We start from the raw sequence: 16,008 nt of genomic DNA, 5'->3' as shown, positions 1-16,008 counted from the left end.
TGCTTGCATTTTCGCGAACCTGCTTCCGTGATACGTCACTTCGCGGAAGAGGTTTCGCACCAATTCTCTCAACATCCTTATACTGAGCAAACTGCAAAATACGCCGATCTCCCGGGAATTTCGCCACAGCTTGGGGTTCGCGCAGCATGGCAGCAGGGAAGCCGCCACGCATGAAATCATACGATGAGACAGCTCCGGGTGCAAGCATTCAATCGTACCCGAGCGGCCTCATTCTTCTTCCCGCTCATCGGGACCGTCCTGCAGCATGTCAGCAGTCACAACATACTGGGCCGCACATCGGGGGCAGGTGATGTCCAGCTTGCCCTGTTCCGACAGGAGGTCGGCAAAGTCCTTTTTCATCGTGCGGACGGTGGGCAGGATTTTGTCGATGGTGCAACCGCAGTGGAAGCGGAGGCGGCGCGTTTCCATGATCTTGGTGGCCTCATTTTTCTCCATGGCGTCGGCATCCTCAAGAGTGAGATTCTGCAGCCAGTCAAGATCGGCGTCGGGCTGCGCTGTGATGAGGATGAAGTTTTCGTCCGGCAACTCGAAGCAGCGGACTATGCGTTGTTCGCTTTGCCGGTAATAGTCTTCTATCCATGTTTCCGGCGTGTCGCCGTGAAGCAGGATGACGGATGTCTGCGGGTTTTTGCCGTCGCGGATCATCTGGGTGAACAGGGTGTTCTGGTCCGGCACGCGCACATCTTCCGTAAACGCCCGCGCCACGACGCTTTCCGTCAGCGAGGAGCCGGAGACAAAGAGGTTGGCCACCAGCGGACTGCGCAGGTTGATGGTCCACGCGTGGTATTCCGCCCACGGCCGGGAAACGAGATGCAGAGTGAAATAGGCGGTCAGGTTCTTCAGCAGGGAGTCCACCGGGTCTTCGTTGCGCAGGCCATGCTGCATCAGGTGCAGGTAGTAGTCCGTGAAAATGGGCGATAACTGCGCTTTCAGCAGATGGCAGTTCCGCTGGCGGACAAAGATGGATTCGACGGTGACGAAGTCATCCGTCATTTCTTGTTGTACGGTGTCCATGACTGTGGCTGATCGGGTTCTGTTCAAAGGGGCATGGGTACCTGTGCAGGGTTCTCCGGAAGGGGAGGAGGAGGCAGTACGATGCCTTCAGGGAGTTTGGCCGGAGCGATGCTGTTCACAGGGCGAACGGGATACATGGAGCCACCGTCGTGCATGTAGAGGTGCTGCCAGTCAAGGCGCACGATGTCACCGGGCTTCAACTTGGCAATGGTTTCCGCCACTTGGGGTGATTGTCCATAGACGGGTTTGGCTACATCCACGTAAACCGTCTGCTGTTTTTCATCACCGTACTTTCCTCCCTTGTGGTAGTCGAGGTACGAGGCAACGGTGAAGACGGCGACGCGCGACGCATGCCCGCAACGGTCGGGGCACAGCGAGGTGAGATGGCGACAGGGGATATCCTTGTAACCGTCGAACCGGGCAATGGTTTTGAAGGTTGCAAGCACTTCGTACTGTTTGAATGCAGCCGGAGCAGCCGATGTGGCAGGGACTGCATTTTGTTCGGTCTGAGCAGATAAAGCCGAAACGGTACAGGCTGCCAGCAGGATTCCTGCCATCATGCATGCTGAATGGAAAGCGTAGGGAGTTTTCATTGCGGATACAGTCTAGGGGAAATCCTTCCCGAATCAAGTCAAAAGGCTGTCGGCATATCTAATTATTAGCGGCATGCCTACGGAATCACGGCGAGAGGAGTTTACAGCGTACTCCAGAAGGGATACGGCGAACGCCCATGAAATAAGGCATCCCATCCCCCGGTTACAATCCACGCACTCCGTAGGGGTGCGGCCCGATCGTCCCGCCAAGGACGACTCACCAAGCCAAGTTTCAATCCACGCACCCGCATGGGGTGTTATTGTCCGACCCCGGCGCAGGCCATGCCCGTCAAGCATACCTCTACACCATGACATACCGACTCGCCCGCGCCGCGTACCGCCTGGCATCCGTTGCCCATGCGGCTAGCCCTGCTTTCCGTCCTGCGGAACAGCGTCTTCTTTCCTGTCCGGGGTTGAAGCATTCCGACCGCCCATCATCAAACGGATATAAGGCAGAGCGGATGGCCCATATTTGCCGGAAGGGGCGGGCGGAGGAAGCAATATCTCGTCAAGGAGCTTCGCCGGAGTGATGAGGTTGACGACGCGGGCAGGATAACTGCTGCGGCCATCGTATATGTAGAGGTGCTGCCATTCGAGGTTGACGACATCGCCGGGGGACAACTTCCTGACGGCGTCCATCACGACCGCAGGCTATCCCGGCGCAGATTGCAAAACATCCATTTCAAATACTTTCTGTTGCTCGTCCCCATACTGCCCGCTCTTGTGATGGTCACGGTAGGAAACGATAGTGAAACCGGCGACCACCGTCGAATGCCCGCAGCGGTCGGGACACAACGCAGCCCGCCCAAGGCAGACGATATTCCGGTAGCCTTCGAAGCGGGCAATGGTTTTGTGGGTGGCCAGCACTTCGTACATTGCCGCTTCCTTCTTCACGGCATCTACCGCAAACGGATTCACGATCCAGTCGAATCCCAGGTCTTCCGTTCCGGAAGTGATCTCGACGTACTTGGCCTCCGGCCTGACGGGAGGTTCGTCCTTCGGCGCAGCAAAGGCAAATCCGGCGCACAGGATGGCAACGGCATAGGGAAAAAGTTGTAATCTTTTCATAGGCTTTCATCCTACACTCCACATATTGAGAGTACAAGAAGAATGATGCCGCACAGGCCGAACAACAGGGCCATACACGCATCCCGCCGATACAACCTAGGGCACGAGCGGCACGACGAACATATCCCCCACCGCCAGCCAGACAGGCAGCGTAATGAACGACACGAGGGTCGTGACCAGCAGCACCTGCGTCGCAATATCCGGATGGCCTCCGAACCGCTTGGCAAGGATGACGGGAATCACCGCAGAAGGAATGGCCGCCTGCAGCACCATGATACGCTTGATCAGAGGATCAACGGGCAGCGCCCATGCCAACAGCAGAATCAGCATCGGAGCCAGCACGAGCCGCGTCAGCACACCGGCGATATTCAGCCGCAGGTTCCACTGCATCCGCTCCCATGAATCGTACATCGTACAGCCGAAGAGCATCATGCAGAGCGGCACCGCACACCCGCCGAACATGGACAGGGTATTCATCACCGGAGGCACCGCCACGTAGGAGCCAAGCCCCGTCCAGCCCAGCAGAAGACCGATCACCACCGCCATCAGCGGCCCGCGCAGGAAGATGCCTGCGGACAGATTCTTCACCCCTCCGGCAATGATGATAATGCCGATGGTCCACACCGCCAGCTCGCAGCCGACATTGTGGGTCATCAGCACCCCAAGGGTCGGATCACCCTTGGCCGGGAACAGCACCATCAGAATGGGGATCACGAAGAAAGCGTAATTCTGAATACCCGCCGACAGCGAAAACGTCCGCAACCCCGTACCGACCTTCAGCTTCAGCAGCCGGGCCACCGACCACGCCACACCCATGCCGACGACCAGTTCGGTAAAGCCCATGGCAATCGCCTGCGCGGAAAAGGAAATGCTCGACAACTTCTCATTGCCGAGCATGCTCGACAGGATCAGGCACGGATAGCACACATCCAGCGCCACACGCATCAGCGGCGATTCATGCGCAGGCAGAATCCAGTGGATGCGGCGCAGCAGCCAGCCCGTACCGATAATCAGGTAGACAGGAATGACGGCAAGAAAAGTGGCAAGAACAATATCCCAGGAATTCATGACTGATGACAGGCCGTAGAACCGGATCCGCCGGACGGAGCGCCGCCGTGGATTTTCCCGGTGATGGTTTCGATATCGATGCGGCACACGAAAGTCCGGTGCAGGCGGGTCCGGATGTAGGCATCCAGAGCCGCTTCATCGTGCTGCGTGTAATGCCTTCCGATCAGAAGCAGAGCCTCGAGCACCTCGGCCTCGTCCTCGACGAGAGCCGCCCTGCCCTCGACGACGGCGCAGGCATAGCGGACATCGTACTGCTCGGGCAGCGGCTCGGCGCGGGAAACACAGGTCAGGCACACGGCGGAATTCTCGCGGATATTGTCCAGCTTCCGCCCCTCGACGGCGCAATGAAAATACACCGCCTGCCCGTGCAGAACGTGGGACACCGGCACGCCGTACGGCAGCCCGCCGTTCCCGGCCGTAGCGAGAAAGCCGTATTCGCTCTCCTCCACGATCCGGCGCGCCTCCTCCTGCGTGGCGCGTTCCCCTTTTCTTCTCATCTCTCTCATGGTCTCATTTCTCCTGCCGCTTCCGGCAAGCCGCCGATGAGCCCCGCCAGATAGTTTCTCAACTCTTCGATACCGCCGAACACCAGCGCAGGATCATTCACCTCCCGCAGCCGCGAAGCATCGACAGCCTCGCTCCACGCGGCGGACAGGCAGACCACCCCCGCCTCCTTCGTGGCGGCGACATCCGACAAGGCATCGCCGATGTACAGAAACTCGTCGCGCTCCAACCCGTACTCCTCCAGCAGCCCGGCCATCAGCTCCGCCTTGTTCAGGCGGTCTTCCGCTCCGGTACCGATCCGGCAAAACGCATCCTGCAGGCCGAACCGCTCCAGCGTAATCCGGCAGCTCACCGCCCCCTTGCCCGTAATCAGGGCCACCTGCACGCCGCACCGCTTCAAATCGTCGATCAGCTCGACAACACCCTCGTAAGGCTCGGCGCACTCGCCGTGCATCTCCTCATAAAGGGTGTAGAAATCTTCCAACGCCTGCTCCCAGCCCTCCTTCACGATCGCCTTCACCATACCCACCTCGTTCAGGCCGAACGTCTGCACAATCTCCTCCTCGCTAAGCAGATGCCCCGCATGGGGAGACACCGCCCGGGCAAACACCCGCAGGCACATCGGAATCGTCTCGCCGATCGTCCCGTCCAAATCGAAACCGACCATTCTGATCATGCCGCACCTCCGTTGATAGGCCGAATCACGCGGCAGGGATTACCCGCCGCCAGACAATTCGGCGGCACATCCTTCGTCACCACGCTGCCTGCGCCGATCACACTCCCGTGTCCGATCGTCACGCCGGGCAGAATCACCACACCGCCGCCGATCCAGCACCCGTCCTCGATCCGCACCGGGAGGGCGTAGGTATGGCGCACGTATTCGGTGCCTCCATCCGTCTCCACGGGAGTCAGGCGCTCCGCCAGCTCCACGGGATGCGTCGCCGTATAAATCTGCACATTGGGAGCGATCAGCACATTATTGCCGATCCGTATCTCATTGCAATCGACAAACGTGCAGCCCGTATTCACCGTCACATTACTGCCGATATGAATATTGCGGCCGTAATCGCAAACGAACGAATGCCCCACGGAAACCTTCTCGCCGATGCTCCCGAGCATCTCCTCCAGCACGAGGCGCTTCTCCTCTTTCTGCTCGTAGGGAAGCGCATTGTACTGCAGCAGCAGCCGATGAGCCTTCTTCTTGAACTCAAGAAACACCGGGTCATGGCAATCGTACCACTCGCCCGCCATGCACTTTTCCAGTTCGGTCATCAGCTGCTCCTTTCCGGGAGAATATTACTCCCACTCGATGGATGCCGGGGGCTTGGTCGAGATGTCGTACAGAACGCGGTTGATGCCCTTGACTTCGTTCAGGATGCGGTTGCTCGTTTCGCGAAGCAGGGCCGGGGGGAGTTCCACCCAGTCGGCGGTCATCGCATCTTCCGAGACGATGGCGCGGAGGTTGGTCGCCCATTCGTAGGAGCGTTCATCGCCCTTCACGCCGACGGTTTTCACGGGGATCAGGCCCGCGTAGGCCTGCCACACCTTTTCGTACCAGCCGAATTTCTTGAGGTTGCCGATGAAGATGGCGTCACATTCGCGGATGATGTCGAGGCGTTCCTTCGTCACTTCGCCGGGGCAGCGTACGGCGAGGCCGGGGCCCGGGAAGGGATGGCGCCAGAGGATGTCGTGAGGGATGCCCATGGCTGCGCCGAGTTCGCGCACTTCGTCCTTGAAGAGTTCGGCCAGCGGTTCCAGCACCTTGCCCTGCGCCTGGAGTTCCAGCACGCGTTCCACTCGGTTGTGGTGGGTTTTGATGACGGAGGCTTTCGATTTGGCGTTGGACGCGCTTTCGATCACGTCCGGGTACAGGGTGCCCTGTGCGAGCATTTCGGCGTTGCCGACTGCATCCCAGAACACATCGAGGAAGAGGCCGCCGATGATGCGGCGTTTCTTTTCGGGGTCGCCTTCTCCGGCGAGTGCGTTCAGGAAGCGTTCGGAGGCATCGATGGTTTCGATTTCCACGCCCATGCGGGCGAAATTGGCCTGTACTTCCTCGGCTTCATTCTTGCGGAGAAGTCCGTTGTCCACGAAGATGGGGCGCACGTTCACGCCCGCTTCATGCAGCAGGACGGCCAGCACGGTGCTGTCCACACCGCCGGAAACGCCGCAGACGACCTGCTTGTCGCCCACGCGGTCACGGATTTCCTGCACGATTTCGTTCTTGAAGTCGCCGATGTCGAAGCGTTGAAGGTTGTCCGCCAGCGCAAGGAAGTTGCGGAGGATGGTGCGGCCTTCGTGCGAGTGGGTGACTTCCGGGTGGAACTGGATGCCGTACATGCGGTCGCTCCACTGGAGGGAGACGGGTACGCCTTCCGCATTGCGGGCGATCACGGAGCAACCTTCGGCGAGGTGGTCCACGGTGTCCGAATGGCTCATCCACACCTGCGAGGAGGGGGTCACATCCTTGTACAACACGGCTCCGGCTTCGGGGACGAGGGCGGCGGGGCCGTATTCGCGCTTGTTGCTGCCCTTGACGGTACCGCCGTGTTTGATATTCAGGAGCTGCATGCCGTAGCACACGCCGAGCACGGGCACGCCGAAGCTTTGCAGCCAGGCGAAATCGATGTCGGGGGCATCCGCATCCGTGGTGCTTTTCGGGCCTCCGGAGAGGATGACGGCACCGGGTTCATGGATCTGGTCCAGATCCTCCAAAGCGTACAGTTTGGCCATGAAGCCCAGTTCGCGCACGCGGCGCACGATGAGCTGCGTGTACTGGGAGCCGAAGTCGATGACGGCGACGAGGTGTTTGACGTGCATGTGTACGGGAGAGTTAGCAGGAATAGTTGACCGGTTCTTCGGTGATGGTGATATCGTGCGGATGGCTTTCTTTCAGGCCGCCTGCCGTGATGCGCACAAAGCGTGCATGCTCGCGCAGGGTGGCGAGGTCGTTCGCGCCGAGGTAGCCCATGCCGGAACGGAGGCCGCCCATGAGCTGGAAGATGACGTCGGCCAGCATGCCCTTGTACGGAACGCGGGCTTCCACGCCTTCGGCGACGAGTTTGCCGGAGCTGTTCTGCCCGTAGCGGTCGCCGGAGCCGCGGCGCATCGCGCCGAGAGAACCCATGCCGCGGTATTGCTTGAAGTGGCGGCCCTGATAGTGGACGACCTGGCCGGGGCTTTCTTCGCAGCCTGCAAGAAGGCCGCCCATCATGATGAGGTCCGCGCCTGCGGCGAGAGCCTTCACCACATCGCCGGAGTAGCGGATGCCGCCGTCGGCGATCACGGCTACGCCTGCCGGGCGTGCGACGGAGGCCACTTCCTGAATGGCCGAGAACTGGGGCATACCCACGCCGGCAATGATGCGGGTGGTGCAGATGGAACCGGGGCCCACGCCTACCTTGATGGCGCTCGCACCGGCGGCGATGAGGTCGGCCGCGCCGTCCTTCGTCACCACATTGCCTGCGACGACGGGCTTGTCGGAAAGCTCGCGGAGCTTGGCGATCACATCCATCACGCGGGAGGTGTGGCCTGTGGCGGCGTCGATGAAGAGGGCGTCCGCGCCCGCTTCGATGAGAGCCTTCGCACGGTCGATGCAGTCGGGACCCACGCCCACGGCTGCGCCGCAGCGGAGACGGCCGAATTCATCTTTCGAGGAGTCGGCGAAGAATTCGCGCTTCTGAATGTCCGTCTCGGTGATGAGTCCGGCAAGGCGGCCGTCGGCATCCACGAGGGGAAGCTTTTCAATACGGTTTTCGTGCAGAATGCTGCGGGCCTGCTCGATCGTCGTCGTCGAAGCGGCAGTGATGAGGCGGGCAACCGGAGTCATCACGTCGGAAACGCGAGTCGTTTCGGGGCGTTCCACGCCGCGCATGTCGCGACCGGTGACGATGCCTTCCAGCCTGCCGTCGGCATCCACCACGGGGAAGCCGGAATAGCCGTGCTGGTGCACGAGCTCGCGCACTTCAACGATCGTCATATCCTTGCACACGGTGATCGGGTTCGGAATCACGGCGTTGTCGAAACGCTTGACCTTCGACACCATTGCGGCCTGAATCTCGATCAGGTTATTGCGATGAATCACGCCGAGGCCGCCTTCACGCGCCATGGCAATGGCCATTTCCGATTCCGTCACCGTATCCATCGGGGAAGAAAGGATCGGCAAACGCAAAGGGAAGGAAGAAACGAGCCGGGAAGAAACATCGGCATCGCCGGGAAGAATCGTGCTCAAGCACGGGAGCAGGAGCACATCGTCAAAACTGAGTCCAAGAGGATATTCCGCCATGAGCGAAGCTACCCGATTCCGGGCAGGATTGCAAGACTAAACCATCAGCACGAACGATTTTTTCGCGCCCGGCTGCGAAGGATTGCTGCAGACGCTCGCCGGACACCGCCCGTCATTGGCGAGGCTCTCGCTTTTTCCATCCTTTTCCCGCCAAAACCGGAAAGAATCGGTTCACAACCCATATACATGGAATCATCAACACGCATACGAAAATGACTTTGAACACGAAATTATTGGAAGAGAAAGGAAACAATTGCAGAGAATCGACGCTTTTCAAAAGAACGGAAACCAAAAAGAGAATGTCCAGATGTACAGGGAATATGGCTAATGAGTTTCTACTGAGATAATTCACCATCCGGACAGGAAGCATATCCTTGCACAGGAATACCAGGCTGCACGCAAAAAAACATCCGGCAAGCGCACCGGGCATGGCATAAAGGTAATCGCCGTACTGATCGACATACATCAGGAACAAGGAGCTATTCAACTCCTGCGCCGCATACACTCCGCCCCCTCCAATGATCGCAACCGCAGCCAACACATACCATTTCTGCACATACAGCCAATCCACATAGGGACGGCAGGCGATGCCGAAGAAAAGGAATCCCGCGCCGACCAACCCCGTATCCAGGGCAAAGGGCAATCTGCCTTCCGGCATGGCTGTATTCACGGCGAAGGAAAGCAGGATGAAGGCGAGGCCACATGCCCACGACCATTTTGCCACACTGCCATGCCTCCATTCGATCATTTTGGCAATCAAAGCATATAATATACCCACCACGAACATGCACGGCAAAAACCACAATCTCAGGCATATGCCGTAATAGACCGGCACATTCACACAGGAGGCAATACTCCACAAGGCGCTTTGAAAATTATTTGCATGCAATAAGTGTGGATAGAAAACAAGCGATATACCCAGATTGATCAGTTCAAACCCGAAATAAGGCAGCATCAAGCGCACGAATCTTTTTTTAATCGTAACCCATAGCGAAATGTCTCCTTTCTGCAAGGACTGAACATAACCGGACAGCCAGAAAAACAACGGCATATGAAAGGCTAGAATCAGATCGCTCCCAGGAGCGCCGCAATGATGAAAGATGACGAGCAACATCGCCACCCCTCTCAGCGTATCAATGAATGCAACCCGCAATGCTCCGGAATTCAGATTGTCGCCATCGCTCATGACCATCTCAAGAGAATAGAATCAATCCGCCTTTGCCAATCCCTACTCCGCCTCCACGGCGCAGCCGCGCAGAGCGGCGAAGCGGCGAATCACCTCTTCGATCAGGTTCGCCGGGCAGGAAGCTCCGGCGGTGATGCCCACCGTCCAGCGGCAGGATGTGTCAGCCGCTTCGGGCGGAAGGACCGTCAGTTCCTCCTTCTTCGTCCGGGTATTGAAGGCGCGGATTTCATGCAGGCTTTCGATGCAGGCGGCATTTTCGACGAACCATGTGTTCGGCTGGTGCTTCTGGGCGATCTCGACGAGGTGGGTCGTGTTCGAGCTGTTGTAGCCGCCGACGACGATGACGGCATCCAGCGGCTGCTCCAGCAGATGAAACAGCGCATTCTGGCGATCCTGCGTCGCACCGCAGATCGTATCGAACACATGGAAGTTCAGCTCGTTGCCGTCGCGAGCGATCACCGCGTCGCGCAGCATGGTCTGGATTTCAAGGGTCTCTTCCTTGAGCATGGTCGTCTGGTTCGCCATGCCGACACGCTGCAGATGGAGGTCGGGATCGAAGCCTTCCGACATCGCCCCCCGGAAATGCGCCAGAAACTTTTCCCGGTCGCCCTTGCCCAGAATGTAATCGCAGACCACGCGGGCATCCTCCGAAGTGAAGACGACGATGTAATGCCCATCCCCGCCATCGCCCCGGGCGTGAGACGCCGTCGCGCGGCTCTCCTCGTGCTTCGCCTTGCCGTGAATGACGGAAGTGATGCCGCTATTCGCATATCCCTTCACGCGCCGCCAGACTTTCATCACATCTCCGCAGGTCGTATCCACGATGGACACGCCCTTCTCTTCCAGAAATTCCCGCATCTGCACGGGTACGCCGAAGGCGGGAATGATCACCACGTCATCGGGCGTCAACGCCTCGTAGCTCTCGTCCATCTGCTGCCAGGGCAGGCGCACCAGCCCCATCTCGTCGAGCTGGCGGTTCACCTCGGGATTGTGGATGATCTCGCCGATCAGATAAATCCGCTGGTCGGGGAACACGCGCCGCGCCGCATAGGCAATATCGATCGCACGGCGCACCCCGGCACAGAAGCCGAACTCCTGCGCGAGCAGAATCGTCATATTGTCCAGCACCATCCGGCCACCCCGGGCACGGATGCCATCCACCAGCGGACTCAGGTAATGCTCGCCGATCACGGCGGAAACCTTTTCCATGACATCGGAGCGGCGGACGTTGACAGGCTTGTTCGGCTTCATGGCGCGAGTGTCGCCTTTTCGCCGCTGCGAGTCAAGCTTAACCCTTTCCAGCGAAGCCGCCCCGTGGTAGAATCGCGGCATGCTTCTCGCGCTCGCGCCCATGCAGGATGTTTCCGACCTCGCGATGATCCGTACCCTGCACAGGCTCGGCACGCTGCCCGACTACTTCATCACGGAGTACTTCCGCACCACGCCGCACCACCGCAAGCTCGCCCCCTCCACCCTCAGCAGCATCACGGAAAATGAAACCGGAGTCCCGATCTACGGACAGCTCGTCGGCTCGGACATCCCCGCCCTCGTGCGCGATGCGCAGGCATTGATGCAATACCCCGTTGCCGGAGTGGACCTCAACGTCGGCTGCCCCGCCCCCATCGTCACCCGCAAATACGCGGGCGCGGGACTGCTCCGCGTCCTCTCGCGGCTCGATTCCACCCTCGGCGCGCTGCGCGACGCCCTGCCCGCCGGAGCCTTCACCGTCAAATGCCGCATCGGCTGGGAAGACCCCGCCGAATTCGAACAAATCCTCCCCATCCTCCGCAAACACGCGCCCGACCGCCTCGCCATCCATGCCCGCACCATGGCGGAAGGCTACCGCACCCCCGTCCACATCGAAACCGTCCGGCGCGCCGTTGCGGAAATGGAATGCCCCGTCATCGCCAACGGCAACGTGGCGGATGCGGAATCCGCCGCCGCATGGCAACGAGCCGCCAACCCCGCCGGGCTGATGATCGGACGCGGAGCCGTGCGCAACCCCTACCTCTTCCGACGCCTCCGGGGAGAAGCCGCCCCGACCTGCCGCGACATGATGGCCTACGCCCTCGCCCTGTTCGAGGAGACCGCCCGGCTCTTCACCCCCTACAAGGAAATCGACCACATCCACCGCATGAAAAAATTCCTCGTCTATGTGGCCGAAGGATTGCCGGACGACTTCGGCCACCGCATGCGCCGCGCCACCACAAAGGAAACCCTGCTCCAGCCCGTCAGGGACCACCTCGACACCGATACCCCCTACCCCGAAACTCCGCCGGAACACTCCCGGCTCATCGCCCACGTCGCCGCGCTGAAAGCCGCCGCCCCGCCGCCCGGCACCGCACCCTCGCCTTGACAACGGCGCCCGTTTCCCCTACCATTCCGCGCCCCGCCCCTCGCCGGACACACCGCCATGGAACAGGATCGACACATGCAGGCCCTGGAGCGCGAACCCATCGGCAAGCTCCTCCTCCAATACTCCCTTCCGGCCATCGCCGGCATGGTGGCGTATTCGCTGTATAACGTCATCGACAGCATCTTCATCGGCCACGGCGTAGGAGCCGAAGCCCTCTCCGGCCTCGGAGTCGCCTTCCCCATCATGAGCCTCGTCTTCGCGCTCGGCACCCTTGTGGGCATCGGTGGCGCAGCCGTCTGCTCCATCACCCTTGGCAGGCACGACCGGGAAGGCGCATTCAACGTCTTCGGCAACATGCTCCTGCTCAGCATCATCCTCGGCATCGCCTTCGGGTGGGGATGCTGCCCCATCCTGCACCCCATCCTGCACCTCTTCGGAGCCAGCTCCGGCACCATGCCGCATGCCTACGACTTCATGCTCGTCACCCTGCTCGGCCTGCCGCTCACCTACGCCTTCTTCAACATGAACCACGCCATGCGCGCCTCCGGCTACCCGCGCAAGGCCATGCTCACCACCATCATCACCGTCGTCGCCAACGTCGCCTTCGCCCCCGTCTTCATCTTCACTCTCGGCTGGGGGATGACAGGGGCAGCCATCGCCACGCTCCTCGCGCAATGCGTCGGCCTGGCATGGATCATCCACCACTACCGCGACAGCTCGCACACCATCCACTTCACCAAAGGCATCTACCGGCTCCGCCGGGGAATCTGCACCGCCATCGCCTCCATCGGCATGGCACCCTGCCTGCTGAATGCCTGCGGCTGCATCGTCGTCCTCGTCATCAACCGGCAACTGCTGGATCACGGCGGAGACCCGGCGGTGGGAGCCTTCGGCGTCATCAGCCGCGTACAGATCCTCGTCGTCATGGTCGTCATCGGCCTCACGCAGGGCATGCAACCCATCGCAGGCTACAACCTCGGCGCAGGACGGCTCGACCGTGTGCGGCAGGTCCTCCGCTACGGCATCATCGCCGGCACCGGCATCACCACCTTCGGATGGCTCGCCTGCGAACTCTTCCCGCACATGCTCGCCGGCATGTTCACCGACAACGCCGAACTGAAAGAAATCGCCGAACGCGGGTTGCGCCTCAGCGCACTGGCCTTCCCCCTCATCGGCGCCCCCATCGTCATCGGGAACTTCTTCCAATCCATCGGCAGGGCGCGAATCTCCATCTTCCTCTCGCTCACCCGCCAGATGATCTTCCTCGTGCCTCTGCTGCTCGTCCTCCCCACCTTCTGGGGGCAGAACGGCATCTGGTTCGCCATGGCCACGGCAGACCTCATCTCCTCCGCCGTAGCATGGATCACCCTGTCATGGTTCTTCCGCCGCAAAATGAAAAGCGGCATCCATGACGAAGAAATGGCCTGAGGTAGAAACATCTCCCGCCGCACTCCGTGGGGAGTGCGACCTTATCGCCGGTCTGCACCCTCATGAACGGAGGGTTTCAATCCACGCACTCCGTGAGGAGTGCGACCCGATCGAGCAAAAAATGCTGGCGAAGCATGCCAGTTTCAATCCACGCACTCCGTGAGGAGTGCGACATGGTACCCGGATATGGACAGCGGCATCCCCTGCGTTTCAATCCACGCACTCCGTGAGGAGTGCGACCTTGCCCGTGGCGGAGTGCCGGGCAGGGATGAAGGTTTCAATCCACGCACTCCGTGAGGAGTGCGACCCCCTATTATTCGACACGACAGGCGGGCTTCCGATGTTTCAATCCACGCACTCCGTGAGGAGTGCGACATGCGGCGAGGGTGAAGAGGGAATCTGACGGCAAGTTTCAATCCACGCACTCCGTGAGGAGTGCGACATCTACTCGACGCAGGAGATGCGCATGGCCAGCAGTTTCAATCCACGCACTCCGTGAGGAGTGCGACACCATCCCCGGCGACCCGGAACCCATCGCCGCCGGTTTCAATCCACGCACTCCGTGAGGAGTGCGACCATGCCAATTTCCTCATGTGATGTAGCCGAGATGAGTTTCAATTCACGCACTCCGTGAGGAGTGCGACGATATAGCCCACGCGGCACGGTGCTGATTGTGGAGTTTCAATTCACGCACTCCGTGAGGAGTGCGACATTTTCAGGCTGCGGGGAGGCGAGGTAAGGGAGGGTTTCAATTCACGCACTCCGTGAGGAGTGCGACGTTCATCGCCTTCATGTCAATGACTTCTTGTTTTGAGTTTCAATTCACGCACTCCGTGAGGAGTGCGACTCATCGCTTCCGCCCGCGTCACCCCGGAATCTAGTTTCAATTCACGCACTCCGTGAGGAGTGCGACCCCTTCGCTCAGCGGCTTGCTGCTTCCCCCTGTTGTTTCAATTCACGCACTCCGTGAGGAGTGCGACCAGATACAGGGAGACGCTTTCCGTCATGTTCAATGTTTCAATTCACGCACTCCGTGAGGAGTGCGACTTTTCACGATATTGGAACCGGCGGCAAGGCTGATGTTTCAATTCACGCACTCCGTGAGGAGTGCGACAGCCAAGACCATAACACATTGATAAAGCCTTGTCCATGCTTGCATTTGCGCGGACTTGCTGACGTACTGCCGAAAAGCAGACGATTGCACCCGCGCCAGTCCTTTCAATCTTCTGATTCCCAGCGAATCACGCATTTCGCAGATCTCCCGGGAATTTCGCCACAGCTTGGGGTTCGCGCCACGGCGGCCATTCCTGACATTCGGAATTGTAGGGCAGGTCTCGACGATGGGCAAGTCTTTTCCATCAATCGCCTGCCCAGCCGCCGCAAAATACCGCCCGTTTCACAAGCTGCCACACTGTCCTTTCCCCTTGCTGCAGGAGACTCAGCCTCATACTCTCCGCTGCCTTCTCCACATCCCGGCGAGGCATCCCGCCAAAGCCAGAGCGGCGGCGGACGGTTCGGGCGCCAAGTTCAGCGGTGCAGTGAGCGCATGGATGGAAGTGACTTCCCACCCAGTCGCCGTCGCAGGGTCATAGGCATACTGCGCCGTTTCATTGTCGATGCCTTCCAGATAGAGGTGGCCGGTGTCCGACATTTTGAGTATCTGCCGGAACATGGCGATCCGGTAGTCGTCCGAATCGGTGAGGTACAGGATGAGGTCTCCTTCTTCCGTATAGTCGTATCCCCACATGGTGATTGCGTGCCCCGTAGTCGGAGAGGTCAGGCTGAGGGAGACGCCCCAGCCGTTGTCGATATAATCGGTGAAGACTCCGGTGAATTCTTTCTTAAGGCTCGTATTGCCCACGGAATAGAAGCCATAGCTCCGGAACAGGGGCGATTCGATGGCGTCCATATCGAAGGTCATGCCAAGATGGCTCCAGTACCCGCCCGGAGATATCGGAGTCGTCTGTATCTGTGACGATGTCGGATAGTATACATCAGGCAGCATGCCGCCGTTGAACCACCAGTTCCACGCCTGTTCCACCTGCCCTCCCCCGTCGGTCCAGTTTCTCGTGATCATCTGGTAGATGAAGAGTTGCGCAACCTGCGGCATGGCGACATAGGTGGAGGCGTATCCGTTCGGCGTGGAAGCGGCTACGTCTGTACGGTTGTCCTGCCACCACTGGAGGATGTTGGAGGCTGCAGCGGCCCAGCACATCAGGCTATCTATTCCATTCCTTCGGGCGGGTCGGAGCCGGTTCTTCCCACCAGTTGGGCTGTGCAAGGGGCCAGTCCGTCCACTTCGTCTTCTTGTTCACATCGTACCATCCTTCCGTTTCGGAGACGTGGGGGATGAAGACGGGAGCCGCCCCGGAGATGCCTGAAGAGAGGAAGAAGAGCAGCATGCCCGCTGCGGAAATCAGGGTCGACACGGAAAAGGAGGATGACATTGTATAAAGCTAGCCGATTGCAGAATGGCTGTCAAGCA

General features: G+C 59.8%; 16 protein-coding genes and 1 CRISPR repeat array. Of the genes, 2 read left to right on the top strand and 14 right to left on the bottom strand.

The window, feature by feature from the left end; all coding sequences use genetic code 11:
- Positions 1 to 228: 228 nt before the first annotated feature.
- The 12 genes from PYTT_RS07460 to PYTT_RS07405 all read right to left on the bottom strand — a co-directional run bounded on the left by PYTT_RS07460 (position 229) and on the right by PYTT_RS07405 (position 11,071).
- Positions 229 to 1,035: an Hsp33 family molecular chaperone HslO gene (locus tag PYTT_RS07460; RefSeq protein WP_083076929.1), complete on the bottom strand. Its 807-nt coding sequence runs from the start codon at positions 1,033 to 1,035 to the stop codon at positions 229 to 231.
- 23 nt (positions 1,036 to 1,058) lie between these two features.
- Entirely contained in the window at positions 1,059 to 1,628 is a 570-nt protein-coding gene (locus tag PYTT_RS07455) for a hypothetical protein (RefSeq protein WP_067777368.1), read from the bottom strand.
- A gap of 363 nt (positions 1,629 to 1,991) precedes the next feature.
- A complete protein-coding gene (locus PYTT_RS07450; RefSeq protein ID WP_141675872.1) occupies positions 1,992 to 2,270 on the bottom strand; it encodes a hypothetical protein in 279 nt (92 codons plus the stop codon).
- Positions 2,271 to 2,279: 9 nt separating this feature from the next.
- On the bottom strand, positions 2,280 to 2,696 hold the full coding sequence (locus tag PYTT_RS07445) for a hypothetical protein (RefSeq protein ID WP_067777372.1): 417 nt from the start codon (positions 2,694 to 2,696) through the stop codon (positions 2,280 to 2,282).
- 96 nt (positions 2,697 to 2,792) lie between these two features.
- Positions 2,793 to 3,764, bottom strand: a complete 972-nt coding sequence (locus PYTT_RS07440; RefSeq protein WP_067777374.1) for an AEC family transporter — start codon at positions 3,762 to 3,764, stop codon at positions 2,793 to 2,795.
- Positions 3,761 to 4,270: a pyridoxamine 5'-phosphate oxidase family protein gene (locus tag PYTT_RS07435; protein ID WP_067777377.1), complete on the bottom strand. Its 510-nt coding sequence runs from the start codon at positions 4,268 to 4,270 to the stop codon at positions 3,761 to 3,763. Before PYTT_RS07435 ends, PYTT_RS07440 begins: the two co-directional genes overlap by 4 nt.
- Positions 4,267 to 4,944, bottom strand: coding sequence for an HAD family hydrolase (locus PYTT_RS07430; protein ID WP_067777379.1), 678 nt, complete (start codon positions 4,942 to 4,944; stop codon positions 4,267 to 4,269). The genes PYTT_RS07435 and PYTT_RS07430 overlap by 4 nt, the downstream gene beginning before the upstream one ends.
- Positions 4,941 to 5,543, bottom strand: a complete 603-nt coding sequence (locus tag PYTT_RS13850; RefSeq protein ID WP_067777380.1) for a sugar O-acetyltransferase — start codon at positions 5,541 to 5,543, stop codon at positions 4,941 to 4,943. The genes PYTT_RS07430 and PYTT_RS13850 overlap by 4 nt, the downstream gene beginning before the upstream one ends.
- 21 nt (positions 5,544 to 5,564) lie before the next feature.
- The gene (guaA, locus tag PYTT_RS07420) at positions 5,565 to 7,088 is read right to left on the bottom strand and encodes a glutamine-hydrolyzing GMP synthase (RefSeq protein ID WP_067777381.1); all 1,524 of its coding nucleotides are present in this window, start codon (positions 7,086 to 7,088) and stop codon (positions 5,565 to 5,567) included.
- Between the two features lie 13 nt (positions 7,089 to 7,101).
- Entirely contained in the window at positions 7,102 to 8,553 is a 1,452-nt protein-coding gene (gene guaB / locus PYTT_RS07415; protein ID WP_067777383.1) for an IMP dehydrogenase, read from the bottom strand.
- A gap of 112 nt (positions 8,554 to 8,665) precedes the next feature.
- Positions 8,666 to 9,739 carry an acyltransferase family protein gene (locus PYTT_RS07410; RefSeq protein ID WP_172801786.1) on the bottom strand — a complete coding sequence of 358 codons (1,074 nt, stop codon included), beginning with the start codon at positions 9,737 to 9,739 and terminating at the stop codon, positions 8,666 to 8,668.
- A gap of 42 nt (positions 9,740 to 9,781) precedes the next feature.
- The gene (locus tag PYTT_RS07405) at positions 9,782 to 11,071 is read right to left on the bottom strand and encodes a 4-hydroxy-3-methylbut-2-enyl diphosphate reductase (protein WP_245741018.1); all 1,290 of its coding nucleotides are present in this window, start codon (positions 11,069 to 11,071) and stop codon (positions 9,782 to 9,784) included.
- On the opposite strand from PYTT_RS07405, the gene PYTT_RS07400 reads away from it, so the two are divergent.
- Together PYTT_RS07400 and PYTT_RS07395 are read left to right on the top strand one after the other, a co-directional pair.
- A complete protein-coding gene (locus PYTT_RS07400; protein WP_083076931.1) occupies positions 11,070 to 12,095 on the top strand; it encodes a tRNA dihydrouridine synthase in 1,026 nt (341 codons plus the stop codon). The genes PYTT_RS07405 and PYTT_RS07400 overlap by 2 nt on opposite strands.
- A gap of 57 nt (positions 12,096 to 12,152) precedes the next feature.
- Positions 12,153 to 13,523 (top strand): MATE family efflux transporter, encoded by a 1,371-nt coding sequence (locus PYTT_RS07395; protein WP_067777391.1) that lies wholly within the window; start codon positions 12,153 to 12,155, stop codon positions 13,521 to 13,523.
- Positions 13,524 to 13,596: 73 nt separating this feature from the next.
- Positions 13,597 to 14,637: direct repeats of the CRISPR family, unit length 33 nt; unit sequence GTTTCAATCCACGCACTCCGTGAGGAGTGCGAC.
- Positions 14,638 to 14,967: 330 nt separating this feature from the next.
- Here the strand turns inward: PYTT_RS07395 and PYTT_RS07390 are convergent.
- Together PYTT_RS07390 and PYTT_RS07385 are read right to left on the bottom strand one after the other, a co-directional pair.
- Complete coding sequence (locus tag PYTT_RS07390; protein ID WP_067777393.1) at positions 14,968 to 15,738, bottom strand: hypothetical protein; 771 nt, start codon at positions 15,736 to 15,738, stop codon at positions 14,968 to 14,970.
- 4 nt (positions 15,739 to 15,742) lie between these two features.
- Entirely contained in the window at positions 15,743 to 15,970 is a 228-nt protein-coding gene (locus PYTT_RS07385; RefSeq protein WP_067777394.1) for a hypothetical protein, read from the bottom strand.
- Positions 15,971 to 16,008 lie beyond the last annotated feature (38 nt).

The sequence above is a fragment of the Neoakkermansia glycaniphila genome, assembly GCF_900097105.1.
Lineage (GTDB): Bacteria > Verrucomicrobiota > Verrucomicrobiia > Verrucomicrobiales > Akkermansiaceae > Akkermansia > Akkermansia glycaniphila.
Note: the sequence above shows the minus strand (reverse complement) of the source record. Positions and strands in the feature narration are given on the sequence as shown.